Raw genomic sequence first — 18,577 nt, 5'->3', positions numbered from 1 at the left:
AAAGTTATTTACTCCGTCATAATACATATAGCTATTTTGAAGGAGGGATAGAGTGTTAAAAAAAGTTTTACCTTTGGTGGGTGTGTTGCTACTCACCCTATTGTTGTGTGGCACTGCTCTGGCGGCGGAACAACCAGCCATAGCCGATAGGCAACAAGCGTTGGAAGTGGCTAAAAAGTTGTTACCCGAGGTAGTAACTGACAAAAACTTTGATGCGGAATATAGTGAAAATGATTACCAAGGGAAGCGGGTGTGGCAACTCAGCTTGCATCATGACGGGGGCAGACCTGGTTATCACACTTGGATTCATATAAGTATTGATGCGGATACCGGAGACCTACTAAATTACCATTACAATCCAGCACCGTCAATTAACGCTGGAGGCAATCAGGTTGTAAGCAAAGATAAGGCTCAGGAGATCGCCGTAAAATTTATTAAACGTATGCAACCGGTTTTGTTTAGTCAAATGCGTCTAGAAGAAAGCAGTCACTTAAACAATTATTACAATCAAGGCGACCTCAACTTGACTTATTATTTTAACTGGGTGCGGATAATTAATGGGATACCATCCCAAAGGGATGGCGTTAGTGTCCAGGTGGATGCGGTAACGGGTAACATAATTGGTTATAGCTTTAACTGGACCGATGATGTCAAAGCGCCACAGGCCAATGAAAAAATCCTAACTAAGCAACAGGTGACTGATTTAGTGGTGGAGAATCAAGGGTTCTATCCAACATATCAAATAGAACCGGATAACACTGCTCAATTGGTTTATCAACTGAATAGCCGGACATTAAATTTTGACGCTTTTACTGGTGATCCAGTGGATTTTAACGGCACAGTAAAAAAGGCTGACGAAAACAAAGTGTTTACAGTTCAATTTAATCCCGAAATCGGTAGCAAAGCAATAAGGATGGTGGCACCCGCAGAAAAGATTGACCCCATAGAAGGGCAAAGGATTGCCGAAAAGTTTTTTGAAAAAATGGGCTTTAAGGGAGAGGTGCGCCATTCAGGCGGTGGCAGTAGCGTGGGACCAGGCTTCAGACATGAGCACTGGACATATAGCATAGAGCGGGAAGAACAAAATCGGCGACTATATGATGTGAATGTCGGCGTTGATGTTTTTACAGGCGCAATTGTAAGTTACCGAAACTACAGTGAAGAGACAAATAAGTCTGAAAAAACAATATCTGAAGAACAAGCGGCTATGAAAGCAGAAAAATTTATCAAAGAGCTAATCGGTAATAATGTTAAGTACCTGCCTAGGGAAGTACCTCAATACTATATCATTGATGATGAAGAAAATTACCATTTTGAATATAGTACGTTATTGAATGGTGTGCCCATTGAGGGGAGTAGCATAATTGTAGCAGTAAATCGCTATTCCGGTGAAATAGTGAGTTATAATTATCGACCGGTATATGTAAAAGCTCCTAAATTAGAGGCAGTAATCAGTCCGGCAGAGGCGGCCGAAGCCCTTAAAAAAGCTAATCCATTCAAATTAAGTTATGTAAATATGGCAAATGACAGATTTAATCCTACCAATCAGTTGGCGTTAGTTTACCAGTTGGATAATATCCGAGGTGTTGATGCCCACACCGGTCAATTATTAACCGGTGCCGGCACCGGTCAGTCTGTTTCTGCACAGCTGGAAAACCATTGGGCCAAAGCATCGTTGGAGTTATTAGCGGTCAGCGGGTTGCTACCGGAAACAGATTTTACCCCCGATGGTGAAGTAACCCGGCGACAGGCCATCAAGATATTGACGGCTGCTTCTCAATATTATTATGGTGATGACGGTGCACCATTGCGCTTTAACGATGTGGTTGCTAACGATGCGGACATAGAATCCATTAGAAGGGCAGTTCAACTGGGAATGTTTGAAAATCAAGGGCAATTAAATCCCGATGCATTGCTCACTAGAGAGCAGTTGGCAGTGTGGTTAGTGAACGGCATTGGCTACCGCGAAATTGCTGATTTGCCGGTAAAAATGGAAATTAATTTTAAAGATCAAAATAGCATCACCGATCAATATAAAAACCATGTTGCCATAGCCGCTGGTTTAGGACTATTCAGCGGTGACAAAAATGGCAATTTTAATCCTCAACAGCCAGTGACATGGGCAGAGTTGGCCACCATAGTCACCAGGGTGGCCCCTAAATTAAATGCAGAGCGCTAATAAAGAGAAGACAAGGGAAGACAAGGGGACGGGTCCCTTGTCTTCTTCGTCACTTCACCGCCTTTTCGACGATGTTTTTTCCCAGCCCTAATACCCGGGCTAACTGCCTAATGCTTACCCCTGTGCGCTGATATATTAGTTTAATTATTTCATTTCTTTGGGTCGTTGGTATTTTTTCCAACTGGAGGGTAGCCAGTTCCCTTTGCAATTTCTGTTGTAACATGGCATCGCTATATTTTGTTACTGGTTTAACATCTAGATGCTGATCATAGTTTTCTGCATTCATATATTCCTCAAAGGCCCTTTGGCTGGTAAAATACCCTTTAACTAATTGAAAATCAATACAGCACTGGCCATGCTGATATGCAGTAATATACTGATGATAACTACTCCAAAAATAATCTGCTGCCCGTTTAACCATTTTTGCTTTAACGGGATTTTGATGTATATACCTTAACACGTTAACTAAGTAGCTTTCTGTTTCTACAGGTTCACTCAAAAACCGATTTTGATATAAATGACCTACCCTTGCATACTTAGTGTTATGCCAGTTGGCATAGCTGACACTGATTCGTTTAATGCTGGTGCCTATATCTTCACCCTCTGCAATTAAAAGATGTACGTGGTTGTCCATTAGACAGTAACCATACAGTTTAAAATTGGCAATTTCCCGGAATTTCAAAAGTTTGTCTACAAAAGTTCCTTTATCCTCGTTGTCCCAAAAAATATTACTTTTATTAATACCCCTTAACATAACATGATAAACTCCGGTGCTGCTTCTTTTTCTTGCTTGTCTGGCCACATTATCACCCCACTTACACTTACATTTACTACAATATACCATAGTCATTTTTATAAATGGAGATCATTTTAAAATAAGACACGGGACCTGTCCCCTTGTCTTCAGGAGGCATACCCTTGTCTTCCCTTTTGTGTTATTATTCAATAAAAAGAAATCACACAATACTAAGACAAACTAAGGAGGCATATCAGCTATGGGTAACGGCAATAAACCCGAAAAAACAATGGGGAATGCTATGGCTATTGGGGTTGCACTGGGCGGAGTTTTAGGCTTGCTTTTTGACAACTTAGCCCTAGGAATTGGAGTTGGTGTTGCAATAGGTGCAGGCATTGGTATAGCTATGCAAAATAAAAAGAAATAAAACAAGTGGGGGAAGACACGGGACCCGTCCCCCTGTCTTTCCCCCTGTCTTCTCCTGTTGTCGTTAATAGTTATTTAATGTAGTAATTGAAGGAATGAGTGTGAAAATAGCGAATATTATAACGAATATTAGAGTTAGTTAATTAGCGGCATTATCGTACCGACATGTGAATAACTTTTAACATTACAACCTTTTTGTAGAATAGTGGCAATATGAAAAAGGTTGTTTTTGTAGAGGGAGGTGAGGTGACCGGGGAAATGAAGAAAAAATTGTTGTGGTTGGCAGGTTTAGCATTTGCTGGTTTTGCATTGATGCTGTTAACAAAGGTCCCGGCCTTGGGCTTGGATAAGGCAGAGTTCTGCGGTCAATGTCACGCAATGGATGAACAGGTGGAAACATATTTACATTCTGCTCACCGGTCGGGTGCCACCTGTGGCGACTGTCATATTCCCCATAGTCTGGTGTATGGTGCCACCTATAAAGCATATACCGGAACCAGAGATGTATACCGAGTTGTCACAGACACTATCCCAACGGAAATAAAAATGACCGAGCTGGGCCAAGACATTGTGCAGGAAAATTGCCTTCGGTGTCACGGACAAATGCTGGAATTAGTGGGGGACACCAAGGAGGACGGCGGAAAGTTTTGCTTTGATTGCCATCGCAGCACACCACATCAGAAATAGTAAAAGGGGTGATTATTTAATTGATTCCCAAACAGTACCGAAATTTGGTTATCTTTTCGCTAATAGCTGTTGTCATCTTAGGGGCGTCGGCTTTGTATTTCTTTAACGCCCATAATACCGACCTGGAGGAAGGACCAATTGGTGAGATTGCAGCCAATGAGGCAGATCCGGCGGTGTGGGGTAAATATTATCCCAAGCATTACGATAGTTACATGGAAAACTTAAAAAATACCGACAAGCCATCGCACTTCGAAACCAAGCCCTACATGGAGCCCATCTATGCCGGTTTAGGGTATGCCAACGAATTTAACGAACCCCGGGGTCACTTATATACGTTAGAAGATATTCGAGAGGTTGATCCCAGTAGATACAAAACCGGTGCTGCCTGTAACACCTGTAAATCCACGCAAATACCTGAACTAATCAATCAATATGGTGAGGACTACTACCTACAATCCTTTGAAGAAATCAATAAACAACTGGAGCATCCCATTGGCTGTTTAGACTGCCATGATCCCCAAACAATGGATTTAAGAATCAGCCGACCGGCTTTAATTGAGGCCTTTGAACGACAAGGTAAGGATATTAGTAAGGCCACTCGGCAAGAAATGAGAAGCTTAGTCTGTGCCCAGTGTCATGTAACCTATTACTTCCAACCGGAAACCAAGAAGCTGACATTCCCTTGGGATAACGGTATCAAAGCCGATGAAATTCTCGCTTATTTTGACGAAAAGAACTACAGTGAATGGAACCATCCCGATGCCGGAACTGGTTTGGCTAAGGCCAGACATGCCGAATATGAAATTTTTATGAACAGTACCCACCAGTCTGCCGGCTTAGCCTGTGCCGATTGCCACATGCCCTATGTTAAGCAGGGCAATGTAAAAATTAGCTCCCACTACTGGACCAGTCCGCTCAACAACATTGAGCAGAGCTGTACCGTTTGCCACCGGGAGGGTGTAGATTGGCTCAAGTCTAGGGTGGAGGATATCCAAACCAAGACCAAGGAAACCCAAGATATCGCCGGTGAGGCGGTGGTGCAGGCCATCAATGAAATTAAGATTGCCAAAGATACCCCTGGTGTTAACCAACAACTGTTGCAGCAGGCCCAGGAAATGCACCGCAAGGGCCAGTGGTATTTAGATTATGTTATGGTCACCAATGGTTACGGATTCCATAACCCCACAGAATCAATAAACAATTTGAGCAAGGCCATAGACTATGCCCATAAAGCAGTGCAATTGGCCAGAGAATCAGTAAACTAATGGAGTGAATGGATTGACAGATAACAATGGCAACTTAACCAGACCCGAAGGAAAGGGGATTATAACTCTCCTTTCCTCCATGAAAATGGGTCTTTTTCTTTTATTGTTATTGGGTGCGGCCTCATCCATTGGTAGTTTAATTCCCCAGGGTGAGGCTGCTGGTTTTTACAAAGCCCACTATGGCCAACTAATGGGTAGCTTCATTGTGCTATTGTCACTGGATGAATTATATAATTGCTGGTGGTTTATAGGGTTAGGCACAGTCTTTGCTATCAATATTCTCTGTTGTTCTTTAAGGCGTATTAAAACCATTGTCGGTGCCCGCCAAATGGGTTCGGTATTATTGCACTGCAGTATGTTGGTTATTTTTGTGGGTTCCCTTGTATCAGGCATAATTGGCAAAAGTGTACACATCGAACTGATTCCAGGGGAATCAATAAACTTGGCCACCAAAGGTTTCCCGGAGTACACCCTCGATGTGCTTGACTTTGAGATTGAGTATTACGATACCTTTGAACCCAAGCAGTATATTAGCAGCCTAGCTTTATCCGGTGGAGAAAGCCAAGTAAGCACAGATATTAGTGTAAACCATCCACTAAAGGCAGAGGGCTTTACCATTTATCAAAAGAGCTATGGCTGGAAGACCGCAGGCAGCATCAACATAGCCGGAGCAGAGAAAAAATTTGACCTGATAAATGGGGATGAAACACCGGTCGCCGAGCACATTAATTTAAAAACAATCTTCGTGCCGGATTTTGACCCCCTAAGTGGTAGTTTGCAATCAAAGACGCCCTTTCCCAATAACCCGCACCTGGCTTGTGCGCTGGTGCAGCATCAACAGTTAATTGATGTGCAGGTACTCGCCCAAGGTGAAACAAAAGAAGTAGCCGGGTATCCCGTCACTTTTAGTGATTATCAATATTACACCGGACTGGAAGTAAAGCGAGACCCAGGAGTAAAGATTGTCTATGTTGGCTTTGCTTTAATGACAATGGGATTTTTGATCCGGTACTTTGCACCTATTAAAGGTAAGGGTAGTAAAGATGCTGATAAAAGTGAGGTGGAGGCATAATGGAAGCAACCTTTAACCTGGCGGCCTATGTTTTACTTTTTGTTGGTGTGATTCTCAGCTTGATATCTCTATGGAAGCCCCATAAAACCATTGGTAGGCTAGCATTACTGGCAATTGTGTTGGCCTTCATTTGCTTAACAGCGGCCCTTTTAGCCCGAAGCCTTGTCAGTGGCAGACTACCCTTTGCCACCATGTATGAGTTTACATTTCTTTTTGCCTGGGGTATTTTACTGTTTTTAATCATCCTCAACAGAAGATTTTCCTCAGACCTGTTAATGGCGCTGGTGGGACTGCTAACCATAGTCATTATTTCTTATGGTAGCACGCTACCTTCGGACATCAGGCCGTTGATGCCGGCCCTGCAAAGTATTTGGCTAGAAGTACATGTTATTACCGCCATCGTTGCCTACGGCGCCTTTGGACTTTCCTGCTGCTTGGGCATTTTATACTTAGTGAAAGGCAAAGGGGGAGACCGGTTAGATAAACTGGATGCTACCCTACACTGGTCGGTGGTGGTGGGGTTCCCCTTTATGACGCTGGTGTTAATTACCGGTGCCGTTTGGGCCGAAGAGGTCTGGGGTCGCTGGTGGAGTTGGGACCCCAAAGAAACCTGGGCATTAATAACGTGGCTGATCTATGCTGGTTATTTACATGCCCGAAAGACCTACGGTTGGCAGGGCAAAAAGGCAGCCATCATGGCCATAGTTGGCTTTGTGGCGGTGCTGTTCACCTTCTTCGGCGTTTCACTACTACTACCTGGTGCCCACAGTTATGTTTAAAACACACAACCCATAAGCTTTTACTTATATAAGGTATCAGATAAACGGTATTTTACTTATATGCTCTTTAGGGTTAAGATTTAATCATAGAAAGCAATTCGATTAAACTAGTAGAAAAAGTTGCAGCTGGATTAGTAACTTATCGCTATAAACAAAAAATTATAACCCAAAGGAGCTGATGATATATGACAATGTTTGATATTTTAAAGGACGAACTGGACAATAGACAATACCAAAATGTTCTAAAGTTAGCAGCCAAATTCGGTTATTATATGGAATCTGATGAACAAAAAGAGGAACCTTTGATGAAACTTAGTTGTCCTAACTGTGAAAATATAAAAAGGATACTGGCCCATTATGGATGTAACATTGAGTGCCAATAAGTGTGCCAAAACTAAGAGAGTCTCCACCGTTGGGGACTCTCTTTTTTGTGTCCGTATGTGTCTAAAATGTGATACCATAATATAGTAACTTAAAGCAAATATATAATTTATGGAGGGAAAGATGGGTCCATATCAATTAGAGATATTCAAAACAGTGGTAGAAAAGAAGAGTTTTTCTGCTGCTGCCCAGGCTTTGTTTATCTCTCAACCAGCAGTGAGCATGCATATACGATCACTGGAAGAACATTATAAAACCAAATTATTTGATCGAACTAATCAACAGATAACCCTTACCGAAACCGGGCGTATTCTCTACAGTTATGCTGTCAAAGTTTTAACTCTCCTAAGTCAAGTAGAAAAGGAAATTTCCAGCTATACCGGACAAATAGAGGGTCCATTAGATATTGGAGCCAGTTTTACCGTAGGTGAATATGTGGTGCCTAAGGTGTTAGGGGTTTTTAATAAACGAAATCCTGGAGTTAAGGCTGCCCTGCAAGTGACCAACACAGAACATATAGTAAAACTGGTGTCTAGACAAAAGCTGGATTTAGGTTTGGTAGAACACAGTGTAGATGCACGCAATCTAATTGTTAGCCCTATAATGCAGGACGAATTGCTGGTGGTCTTTTCACCAGAACATCCTTGGGCAAAACGAAAGATGATAACTATCCAGGAACTTAAAGATATGCCCTTGGTACTGAGGGAACATGGCTCTGGCACAAGAATGATTGCTGAGGAAAGACTGGATGAGGCTGGATTCGACTTGGCTCAACTGAATATTATTATGGAGCTGGGCAGTACAGAGGCAGTGAAAGAAGCTGTTGAGGCAGGTTTTGGTATCACCATTATTTCCCGTTGGGCTGTACAAAAGGAATTAAAATTAGGTACATTACTGTCTGCAAAGATTGAAGATGTCAACATGTTAAGAAGTTTTTATCTTATCCACCACAAAGACAAATTTAAGCCTTTGGTGGTGGAAAAGTTTATTGATTTTCTCATTTCATACTGTAGGGAGTATTCTTATTAAAGATTGCTGCTATTAATAAGAACTAGAAAGTTCAAATGAGCTTTTTAGTTCTTTTTTTATGTAGTAAAGGAAAATTTATTAGTATCTTGGGAAAGATATCCCTAGGTGTTGGTTTGATCAAAAGATGTTACTATGCGGTACTACATAACGGAGGTTACGGATGTGAAGATAGCAATTATAGGGGCCGGTATTTCCGGGCTGTCGGCGGCATTGGTGTTGGAGAAAAACGGTTTTAAGGCTGATATTTATGAACAAAATGCCCTGGTGGGTGACCATTACTCCCATGTGGGTGTTGTTTTAAAAATGGCTTACCGCAGCATTTCCAATGAACCTTTAGATTACCTAAATAAATTGCTGGACATAAATTTAGCACCATTGGAAATAATCAATAATTTAATTATTCACAGCCAAAACTCCAAGGCAGAAGTGAAAAAAGAGGTAATTGGCTATAGTTTCATTATTGGTCCCGAGCCTAATTCGTTAATGAATCAAATTGCCAAGGAACTGAAATACACTAAGATTCTATACGAGCAAAGGGAAACCATAGAAAACCTACGCCAAAGGTATGATTATGTTATCGTGGCCACCGGTAGCAGAAGCGAGGACTATGTATCAGATCAGTATTTGCAGGATTGGCAACAATATTTGGTGGCCTATAGCCGGGTGGCTAAAATATATGGTAAATTTAACCCCAACACTGCTATGGTTTGGGGCAATAAAGAGATCCTTAAAGATGGTTATGCCTTTCTCGCTCCCTTTAGCAATCAAATAGCCTCTTTATACGTTACTGTGCCCCACATTGGTGGTTGGGAAGAGTTAAATCAATGTTGGAAAGATTTTTTAGCAACAGAAAATATTTTAGGGCAGTACACGCTGTTGGGCACTTACGACCGCACCCACGTCAGTGCCCATTCCGCCAATGCCAGTTGGGAAAACTGTTTGTTTGTGGGCGACCAGGGCTGCTTTTTAGATCCCTTTTTGGGCTTGGGTGGTGCCACCGCAGTGGCCTCCGGGGCCATGGCTGCCCGGTCAATTATAGAAAATACCAGTTATGATGAACTGGTCAAGGAGTATAAAAAGGTTATTGGGGTGATGGGTAAGGCGAGAAATTTCTATGACAGCATCGACGATCCAACCTTTGATAAGATAGTGAAGGCAGAAAATAACGCTCTACTAAAGAAACTAATTTATGGTACCAATGTTGATTGGTTAAAATATGGTACCTTGCCAATTGGCCCCTTTGTCAAGAAAAAACAATCCCCCGATTTTCATGACACCTTTTCTTCCCCAACCAAATAGGCCGAGGGAGCCTAACGGCTCCTTGACCAATTGACTTTTGCTGGAAAAGTAATAAAATAATATTATTAGCACTCTAATAAGGCGAGTGCTAATGGATGACCATTAATAGAGAGAGCTTTTTCTCATTGTTTAGGAGGCGATTTAAATGGGAAAATGTTTATTGTCTATTGATTGGGATTATTTTATTTACACCGCCAAAGAAAATTGGGGCTCCTATTTAGAGAACAACAAAAACATAATTAGCCTATGGTATAAGCGCTATTTGCAAGCCAAGAACCGAGGTCAGAACCTGCAAAATTGTTATCAGTTATCTAGTCAAGTGGATGATTTTTGGCAGCGAATTAAAAAAGTTTTTCCATTGACCGCCGATACCAAGGCCTATGTTTCAGATTCCCACGCAGTATCCTATGATATAGCGCTAACCAATCATTGCAACGTGGTATATCTTTTTGATGCCCATGCTGATTTGGGTTATGGCGGCCTTTCGTCCCTTAACTTTGAAGTCAACTGTGCTAATTGGTTAGGCAAACTCTTTAAGAATAAACTGATTGACTCTGCCCATATTATCTACAGTCCCTTTACCAGTGAAAAACCAGAGTATTTTAAAGCGATGAACGATGCCTACAACATCCATTATCCATCACCGCAGGATTTAAACAGCAAAGATAAAGTGGCTGCCATTCATATATGTAGATCCGGGGCCTGGACACCGCCCTGGTTTGATTATAAATTCAAGCAGTTCATTGGCGCTATGGGGTTTAAATATCAAGTAATCAACTGCCCACCGAGAAAGTGGGACCCCCAAAATATTAGTTTATCAGATCAAATTAATTATATGTTGGCTTAGAGAAAAAGGACAAGGAGTACATCCTAAAGGGTGTATCCCTTGTCCTTATACTTTATAACAGTTTTTATCCAATCTCAATTTGACCTTGTTTAATAACCGCGCAAATTCCTCCGCCTCTTGGGCGGTTAAATCACCATAGATGAGGTCAACGAGCTTTGCAGAAACGTCCTCAACAATGGTTTTTTGGGGAGAGAGAATTTAATTCACCTTTAACTTACCGTAATAAAAAATTAATAAAAAATTAAAAAATGGAAGGGTTTGCATTCACTTATGGCGAACACTATTTTGTCAATTTATCCAATACATGGTCGAATTTTGTGACTGAATACTGGGTATACCAAACATTTAACTATATCATCAACAGGGGGAATAGTAATGAAGGTAAGAATTGGTACTAAAATTGCCGGAGGATATGTTGCACTAATTGTTTTACTTTTGGTATTGGGGGTGTACAGCTATAACGTAAGTCACAGCACCATTGAACATTTAGAGAATATAGATGTTTATAACCAGCGTTTAGGGTTGGAAAAGGATATTCAAGCGGAATATTATGCAGTGATGGCCAGTATTAGGGGATATACTATTGCTGCTGATGAAAAGAGAAAAGAAGAGTATCGTATGCATATGGAAAACGTTATGCAAATGGTGGGTCAGTTACAAGATATAGCTGCTGAAAAAAATAAATCAAAGGTTGTAGATTTAAACAACTTACTGGCGGAATATGACCAATCGGTAACAGAGATGTTAATGCCTGCTGTTGAGCAAAAAGTTAAAGGGCAGAATAGTGAACAAGACGCAGCCTATGTTGAAGAACAATTTAATTTGGCGCGCAGCAGTCAATCAGCTTTAGGTTCCGAACTAGAGAGTATAATAGCGGGTTTAGTTAAAGAAAACAGCAATGTTAGAGAACAATACATGTTCGAAGCTAAAGATAATTCTACTACTGTCCAAAGATATACAATTATATTTGCGGTATTAACAGTTGTTGTAGGCGTCGTTTTGGCTATTGTATTAACTAATATGATTAGAAAGCCCATTTTGGAGCTGACTGAAGATGCCAATAGATTTGCCGAAGGGGATTTCAGCCAGCAAATACAGGTGAAGAGCAGTGACGAAATTGGTGATTTAGCCGGCACATTTAACAACATGGCACAAAAGTTGGGTGCAATGATAGCGGATATGGGCCACCATGCCCAAACCTTGGCGGCCCACAGTGAAGAGTTGGCTGCCTCGGGAGAAGAGGTTAACGCCACAGTGGAGGAAATGGCCAGCACCTCCAGTGAAGTGGCCGCCACCGCCGCGGCCGGTTTTGCCAATGCAGAAAAGACGGTGACGGAAGCCAAAAAGGTGGCCCAAGTGGCCCTTGCTGGCAATGAAACGGTTAAACAAACGGTGGTAAAAATAAATGCCATAGCCACTTCCGCCCATGAAGTAGAAAAGTCGGTGGAAAATTTACATGACCTCTCCAATCAGATTGGCAAAATTACCAATGTCATTACCGGAATAGCCGAGCAAACCAATTTGTTGGCGTTAAATGCCGCCATTGAGGCCGCCCGGGCCGGTGAACACGGTAAAGGGTTTGCGGTGGTTGCCGACGAGGTGCGGAAATTAGCCGAGCAATCTGCCAATGCCACTAAAGAAATTGCCCAACTGATTGATCAGGTACAAACCGGTGCTCAACTGGCCAATAGCACCATGAAGCAAGCTGGTCAAGAGGTGGAGGACGGGGTGCGCCTGGCCTCCGAAGCTGGTCAAGCATTGGCAGAGATTGTGGCCTCAACTAATGGTACCATTGAAATGATAGAAGATATTAAAGAAGGCAACCAACAAAGTAGCGAAGGGATGGAACAGGTGGCAGCCAGCAATGAGCAGATTACCTCCACCACCCAGCAGATATCCTCTGCCACCCAGGAGCTGGCTGAAATTGCCAACCAAATGCAATTGGCAGTGGCCCAATTTAAAGTCGCCACCGAATAAGACAGGGGGACAGGTCCGCTGTCTTCCCAATCAGAAAAGACAAGGGACCCGTCCCCTTGTCTTTTTCTTGTTGTTGCAGTATAATTGTTAAATTACTTTTTGACATCAAGCTGTGTCCTGGGCACAGCTTTTTAGCATTGGAGGGTTTCTTTTGACTGGTGATTTAAAAACGATGGCGCAACCAGGCCCCATCTGGACGAACAATTTTATTTTACTGTGTATAGCCAACCTAGCTGTATTTATGAGTATGCACATGCTGTTACCCACGCTGCACTGTATGTGGTGGATATCAGCGGAGATAAAGGGAATGTCGGCTTGGTTATGGCTTCCTTTACCATTGGTGCGTTGATTATGCGTGTTATTGCTGGTTGGTTAGTGGACAATTACGGCCGTAAAAAGATTATGCTCTGGGGCATGGTGGCCGCAGTGGTGGTAGTTTCCTTTTACCGTTTGGCAACGAATATACCCTTAATGTTATTGGTGCGGGCACTACATGGGATGGCCTTTGGTATGATCAGTACCGCCGCCAGTACCATGGTGGCGGATATTTTACCCACCGCCCGCATGGGGGAAGGGATGGGCTATTTTGGTTTAACCACGGCCTTGGCTATGGCGCTGGCGCCAATGACCGGTGTATGGTTAGTGGAAACCAGTAGTTACACAACCATGTTTATAACTATCTCAGTGTTGGCGGTGGTGGCGCTATTCTGTGGCTTACCTGTACGAGGTACCAACGGGGTGGTTGCCAATGCGGCACCGGATACCATTGGCGAGGTGTTGGCCGGATTGTTGGAGAAAAAGGCAGCGCTGCCATCGGTGGTGATGTGCTCTTTAGCCATCCTTAACGGTGCCATTATTCCCTTTGTTGCTTTGTACGCCGTTGAGCGAGGTGTGGCCAACGTGGGCCTATTTTTCACTGCCAATGCTGTGTTAACGTTACTGTCACGACCGATAGCTGGTCGTATGACTGACCGAGGACGCACTGATTTAGTACTACTGATTGGTCATTTAAGTTTATTTGTTTGTGTGGTTGTTTTGGGTTTAGCCAATACCCTTACCGAATTTATCATTGCAGGGGCCTTTTTTGGCTGGGGCTTTGGTTTTGTCATGCCGACATTACAGGCGTTGGCGGTGCGTTATGTGGCTCCTCACCGGCGGGGTGCGGCCACCGGTACTTTCTTTATTGCCTTTGACCTGGGCCTTGGTGTGGGCAACATCTTCTTTGGCTTTTTGGCTGAGGCCTTAAGCTATCAGATTATGTTCTTCATTACCTTGATACCGCTAATTATAGCTGCTGTTATCTATTACCTTTATCGACCCCGCCCATCAGTAGAAAACTGCTGACAACAGCGGAATTTCCACAAGTTAGTGTAAAGAAAAACGAGGTTTATTGGGGAATATAATATAGATTCAAAATATATTTGGCGCTGCGCATAGGGGGGGTCCTGGAAAGGAGAGTTGGCATGAACGGTATGCTGGAGCTAACTGATGTTGTCAGTTGTGAGTTTAAAAAGGGTGAGTATATTATTCGCCAAGGGGAAAAAATTCAGTTTTTGTATTATTTAGCATCAGGGTCTTGTTATCGCACCACCTTTACCGAAAAGGGTGATGAAATTATCTTTGGCGTTAAAGAAGCCAGTAACAATAGCTTCATTGAATGTATGTTGGGAGTTTTAATTTTATATACTGATAACGAGACCAGTGTTAATAACTTCATTGCCAAGACCAATTGTAGTTGCTACAAAATTCCTAAGGAGACTTTTCTGCAGTATGTGCAAGACAAGCCTAATATATTGACTCAACTGGTTTCAATGGCCATGGCTGAGTTGCGCGAGTTGACCAGTTCATTTCAAGCCCGCCAAGAGGGCAAGGTGGCCAATCGCCTTTGTGAGTTATTATTAAAAAATTCCCAACAAAAACAAGGCAGACTATTGGTTAACAAGGACTACAGCAATCACACTAAGATTAGTCAATTTTTAGGTATCCACAAGGTTACGGTGGCTAAAATAATCAAAGCCTTAAAAGAAGAAGGCGTTATTAGTAAAGAAAGGGCCGGCATTGTTATTCTGGATAAAGACCGCTTAACAGCATATGCACAGGCCGAAAAAACCATTGAATACTAATTTTTATTATATAGAGCATAGCGAGCCAATACCAGTAAAACACTAGGAAGCCAAGGGTTTAGTCCCTTGGCTTCTTGTTATGTATGCCCAGCATTTAATACCTTTACCAATAAATCCTTGTAAATAAAAGAACAAAAAGATCAAAATGATAACATAGGTTATATTTTTTCGACAATCATTTTTGTTATCATACTAATTGTAAATAAGATCACATACACAATAAAGCTTAATACTTAGGGGCTACATAGTCGTATTATTGGTGGTTAAGGAGGAGTTTAAAGTGAATAAAAGCATTAACGCAAGTGTTGTCGCGGCTGCATCAGCAAAAAATATCTTATATTATATTCACTGTATCATCGGTATGTTATTCATGTTTGGTTTTGGTGCTTTAGAGCCCTTTGGTCAAATTACTCCGCTAGGTATGAAAGTATTAGGTGTTTTTCTAGGGCTAATTTATATGTGGTCCTTTATTGGTACGCTGTGGCCCAGTTTGTTAGGTTTGATCGCGTTAGGTTTAACTGATTATGCCCCCATGAAACAGATTTTTATGTTATCCCTAGGGGATACCGTGCCGGTTTTAGTACTCTTTGCCATGATCTTATTTGGTGCTATCCAACACGCTGGTGTTACCCAATACATCAGTAGATGGTTTTTAACCAGAAAAGTGATCAACGGTCGTCCAGTAATGTTTAGTTTTATCTTTCTCTTTTGTACCTATGTTTTGGCGGCGCTGTCGGCCAACATTCTACCTGCTTTATTATTAATGTGGTCCATCCTGTACAGTATTTTAAACGATGTTGGTTATAAAAAAGGTGACAAGTACACCACCATTATGGTTATTGGCACTATGTTTGCTGCTATCTCTGGACAAGCTGCCAAGCCCTTTACTGGGTCTGCATTAATGATTGTGGGCGCCTTTGAAAAGGTTACTGGTGTTGCTATCGACTATTTATCCTATATGTCCTTTGGCTTTATCGTATCAACCTTAGGTATCATTGTTTATAGCTTACTAATTAAATTTGTTTTCAGACCAGATATGAGCAAAATTGCTGATATTAGTACCGAACGCTTTGAACAGGACAGGTTACCAGCGATGGATATACGTCAAAAAATCCTGTTTGGTTGTTTGTTTGGCTACCTGATTATGATCCTTATACCCAGTATTTTACCCAAGACCATCGGTTTCGTTGCCCTAATCGACCAGATTGGTCCTTGGGGTGTGGTGTTAGCCTTCATTGTTGGTTTGTGCATGGTTAAGGTGGATGGCCAACCAATTATTAATTTTAAAGAGATTATTGGTAAATATGTGACTTGGGATGTTTATTTCCTGGTGGCAATGGCCATGGTTATCTCAGGTGCTTTAACAGCCGAAGGTACCGGCATTAGTGAGTGGGCTACCGAAGCATTAAGTCCACTACTTGGCGGTCGTTCACAAATAGCCTTTGCAGTGATCTTACTAATATTTGGTATGTTTGTGACTAACTTTGCCAACAACGGCGTTATGGGTGTGTTGTTAATGCCCATCATGTACAGCTTTGCTTTACAAAACGGCACCAACCCAGCGGGTATGGCTACCTTGTTAACATTTGCCATGCATATGGCCATTCTAACCCCGGCAGCATCACCCTATGCCGCCATTTTGATTGGTAATAAAGATTGGGTTGATCAAAGCGATGTTCTTAAATATGGTGGTATTATTTTAGTTGCTACCTTTGCTATTTTCTTGTTAGTTGGCCTGCCTTTGTCAAGGGTAATGTTTTAACCTTTGACAAGGTTCCTAAATACATTAATTTGTTAAATAAATTTTAAAGGAGGAAACGTAAATGACAGTTTTATTTAAAGAATTTGAGCACATTATTGATGAACAATTCCGTGCCGAACAAGCTTTTTTAGCTGAATACCAACAAGGTGAACATACCTTTGCCAACCCTTATGTAAAATTAAATCCATACCTGATTGCTCCTTTAACCGCTTTAATAATGTTTAAAACTGCTGAACCAGTGGGAGTAACCGTAATTGTTAATGGTAAAGAACCAGCTGGCGATATTAGATTTAGCTTCTCACCAGCCACCGAACATACCATTCCTGTATATGGCTTGTATGCAGATTATGCTAACAAAGTGGAACTGAAATTAACTAATGGTGAAAGCATTGTGCTGACCATTCAAACCGAAGCAGCTCCAGAAGATGTAAAACCAGTGACCAAGATTACCACCACTCCGGAGTATTTTGAAGACAATATTATGTTTGTCAGTCCCACCTCTGCCGCTATGACCGCAGGTTATGACTACAAAGGTGATGTGCGTTGGTATGGTACTTTAAACTTTGCTTTCGACATTAAGAGAGTGAGAAATGGCCGCCTATTAATTGGTACCAACCGTTTGGTGACCCCGCCTTACCACACCACCGGTCTTTATGAAATGGGTATGATTGGTAAGATCTACAAAGAATATCGTCTGCCCAGTGGTTACCACCATGACCAATTTGAAATGCCCGATGGTAACTTACTAATCTGTACTCAACATCTACCCCGGGGTACCGTGGAAGACATGCTGGTAATGGTAGACCGCCAAACCGGTAAAATTATTAAAACTTGGGATTACCAAAAAGTACTGCCTACCGATGTGGCTGGTTCCGGCAGCCAAGATGCTCACGACTGGTTCCATAACAACGCCGTTTGGTACGATAAGAGAACCAACAGTTTGACTCTGTCCGGACGTCACCAAGACGCTATCATTAACCTCGACTTTGAAACTGGTGAACTGAACTGGATTATCGGTGACCCAGAGGGATGGCCACAGGAAATGGTAGACAAATATTTCTTTAAGCCAGTGGGTGAAGGCGATTTTGACTGGCAGTATGAGCAACACGCTTGTGTGATGTTACCGGATGGCGATGTAATGGTTTTAGATAATGGTCACTGGAGAGCCAAAAAGAAAGAAAATTATGTGGCAGCTAAAGACAACTTCACCCGTGGGGTTAGATATCACATTGACACCGACAAAATGGAAATTGAACAAGTATGGCAATATGGTAAAGAAAGAGGAGAAGAATTCTTCTCAACCTATATCAGTAACGTAGAATATTACGGTGAAGGACACTACATGGTACACTCCGGTGGTATCGGTAAATTTGATGGCGAAACCTGTAATAAGCCACCGGTACAATTTAGAGGTGAAGATGAAAAGAAAGTGGAATTCCGTTCCGTCACTGTCGAAATTAAAGATGATGTAGTAAAATACGAAATGGAATTGCCAGCTAACTTCTATCGGGCTGAAAAATTGAGACTCTACTGTGCCGAGGATGTATTAACCTTTGGTAAAGGTGAACTACTGGGTAGCTTAGGTGTAACCGAAGAATTTTCCACCATTCCGGAGTTGGAAAATGGCGGCATGGTACCTGAAAAGTACGAAGCTAAATTTGGCCTGGAAGCAGATAGACTGATCTTTAAAGCTTTATTTGAAAAAGGACAAATGGTAATGGTATTGTTAGAAGGAGAAACCACCCATAGCTACTTTGTACCAACCACCAAACGTCCATTCCTGGCCATGTGTGTAGGTACCTTCATGGAAAGCGATGAACGGTCAGTTGAATTCCCAATCAGCAGAGAAGGCATTACCGGTGAATACAAAATTTCATTAATCATTGATGAGTACAAATACGATACCGGTCTAACCGTTAATCTGTAAGTAACCGCTGATAATCAATTAAGACAAGGGTCCCGTCACCCTTGTCTTTTTCTACAAAATTTTCGCTTTAGTTAGTGTATGTTATAAC

General features: G+C 42.0%; 16 protein-coding genes. 15 read left to right on the top strand and 1 reads right to left on the bottom strand.

Features of this window, described 5'->3' with window-relative positions:
- The first annotated feature begins 52 nt into the window (after positions 1 to 52).
- Positions 53 to 2,179 (top strand): YcdB/YcdC domain-containing protein, encoded by a 2,127-nt coding sequence (locus V6C27_09975; GenBank protein MEG6616741.1) that lies wholly within the window; start codon positions 53 to 55, stop codon positions 2,177 to 2,179.
- 49 nt (positions 2,180 to 2,228) lie between these two features.
- Here the strand turns inward: V6C27_09975 and V6C27_09970 are convergent, their stop codons facing one another.
- Positions 2,229 to 2,981 carry a transposase gene (locus tag V6C27_09970; protein ID MEG6616740.1) on the bottom strand — a complete coding sequence of 251 codons (753 nt, stop codon included), beginning with the start codon at positions 2,979 to 2,981 and terminating at the stop codon, positions 2,229 to 2,231.
- A 193-nt stretch (positions 2,982 to 3,174) separates the two neighbouring features.
- On the opposite strand from V6C27_09970, the gene V6C27_09965 reads away from it, so the two are divergent.
- The 14 genes from V6C27_09965 (at position 3,175) to V6C27_09900 (ending at position 18,489) form a co-directional block, all read left to right on the top strand.
- Positions 3,175 to 3,342, top strand: coding sequence for a hypothetical protein (locus tag V6C27_09965; protein ID MEG6616739.1), 168 nt, complete (start codon positions 3,175 to 3,177; stop codon positions 3,340 to 3,342).
- 212 nt (positions 3,343 to 3,554) lie between these two features.
- On the top strand, positions 3,555 to 4,028 hold the full coding sequence (locus tag V6C27_09960) for a NapC/NirT family cytochrome c (protein MEG6616738.1): 474 nt from the start codon (positions 3,555 to 3,557) through the stop codon (positions 4,026 to 4,028).
- A 20-nt stretch (positions 4,029 to 4,048) separates the two neighbouring features.
- Positions 4,049 to 5,293, top strand: a complete 1,245-nt coding sequence (locus V6C27_09955) for an ammonia-forming cytochrome c nitrite reductase subunit c552 (protein MEG6616737.1) — start codon at positions 4,049 to 4,051, stop codon at positions 5,291 to 5,293.
- A gap of 13 nt (positions 5,294 to 5,306) precedes the next feature.
- A complete protein-coding gene (locus V6C27_09950) occupies positions 5,307 to 6,365 on the top strand; it encodes a cytochrome c biogenesis protein ResB (GenBank protein MEG6616736.1) in 1,059 nt (352 codons plus the stop codon).
- Complete coding sequence (locus V6C27_09945) at positions 6,365 to 7,144, top strand: 2-vinyl bacteriochlorophyllide hydratase (GenBank protein ID MEG6616735.1); 780 nt, start codon at positions 6,365 to 6,367, stop codon at positions 7,142 to 7,144. Before V6C27_09950 ends, V6C27_09945 begins: the two co-directional genes overlap by 1 nt.
- Before the next feature lie 185 nt (positions 7,145 to 7,329).
- Positions 7,330 to 7,527 carry a hypothetical protein gene (locus V6C27_09940; GenBank protein ID MEG6616734.1) on the top strand — a complete coding sequence of 66 codons (198 nt, stop codon included), beginning with the start codon at positions 7,330 to 7,332 and terminating at the stop codon, positions 7,525 to 7,527.
- 121 nt (positions 7,528 to 7,648) lie between these two features.
- The gene (locus V6C27_09935; protein MEG6616733.1) at positions 7,649 to 8,554 is read left to right on the top strand and encodes a selenium metabolism-associated LysR family transcriptional regulator; all 906 of its coding nucleotides are present in this window, start codon (positions 7,649 to 7,651) and stop codon (positions 8,552 to 8,554) included.
- A 162-nt stretch (positions 8,555 to 8,716) separates the two neighbouring features.
- Positions 8,717 to 9,853, top strand: coding sequence for an FAD-dependent oxidoreductase (locus tag V6C27_09930; GenBank protein ID MEG6616732.1), 1,137 nt, complete (start codon positions 8,717 to 8,719; stop codon positions 9,851 to 9,853).
- A gap of 145 nt (positions 9,854 to 9,998) precedes the next feature.
- A complete protein-coding gene (locus tag V6C27_09925; protein ID MEG6616731.1) occupies positions 9,999 to 10,700 on the top strand; it encodes an arginase in 702 nt (233 codons plus the stop codon).
- Positions 10,701 to 11,075: 375 nt separating this feature from the next.
- Positions 11,076 to 12,677, top strand: a complete 1,602-nt coding sequence (locus V6C27_09920) for a methyl-accepting chemotaxis protein (protein ID MEG6616730.1) — start codon at positions 11,076 to 11,078, stop codon at positions 12,675 to 12,677.
- 216 nt (positions 12,678 to 12,893) lie between these two features.
- The gene (locus V6C27_09915; protein ID MEG6616729.1) at positions 12,894 to 14,021 is read left to right on the top strand and encodes an MFS transporter; all 1,128 of its coding nucleotides are present in this window, start codon (positions 12,894 to 12,896) and stop codon (positions 14,019 to 14,021) included.
- 119 nt (positions 14,022 to 14,140) lie between these two features.
- Positions 14,141 to 14,800, top strand: coding sequence for a Crp/Fnr family transcriptional regulator (locus V6C27_09910; protein MEG6616728.1), 660 nt, complete (start codon positions 14,141 to 14,143; stop codon positions 14,798 to 14,800).
- A 280-nt stretch (positions 14,801 to 15,080) separates the two neighbouring features.
- On the top strand, positions 15,081 to 16,562 hold the full coding sequence (locus V6C27_09905) for an SLC13 family permease (GenBank protein ID MEG6616727.1): 1,482 nt from the start codon (positions 15,081 to 15,083) through the stop codon (positions 16,560 to 16,562).
- 61 nt (positions 16,563 to 16,623) lie between these two features.
- The gene (locus V6C27_09900) at positions 16,624 to 18,489 is read left to right on the top strand and encodes an aryl-sulfate sulfotransferase (GenBank protein ID MEG6616726.1); all 1,866 of its coding nucleotides are present in this window, start codon (positions 16,624 to 16,626) and stop codon (positions 18,487 to 18,489) included.
- Positions 18,490 to 18,577: the final 88 nt, after the last annotated feature.

The organism is Peptococcaceae bacterium 1198_IL3148 (assembly GCA_036763105.1).
Taxonomy (GTDB): Bacteria; Bacillota; Desulfotomaculia; order Desulfotomaculales; family Desulfohalotomaculaceae; genus JBAIYS01.
The sequence above is the reverse complement of the archived record's forward strand: the minus strand, read 5'-3'. Positions and strand labels throughout refer to the sequence as shown.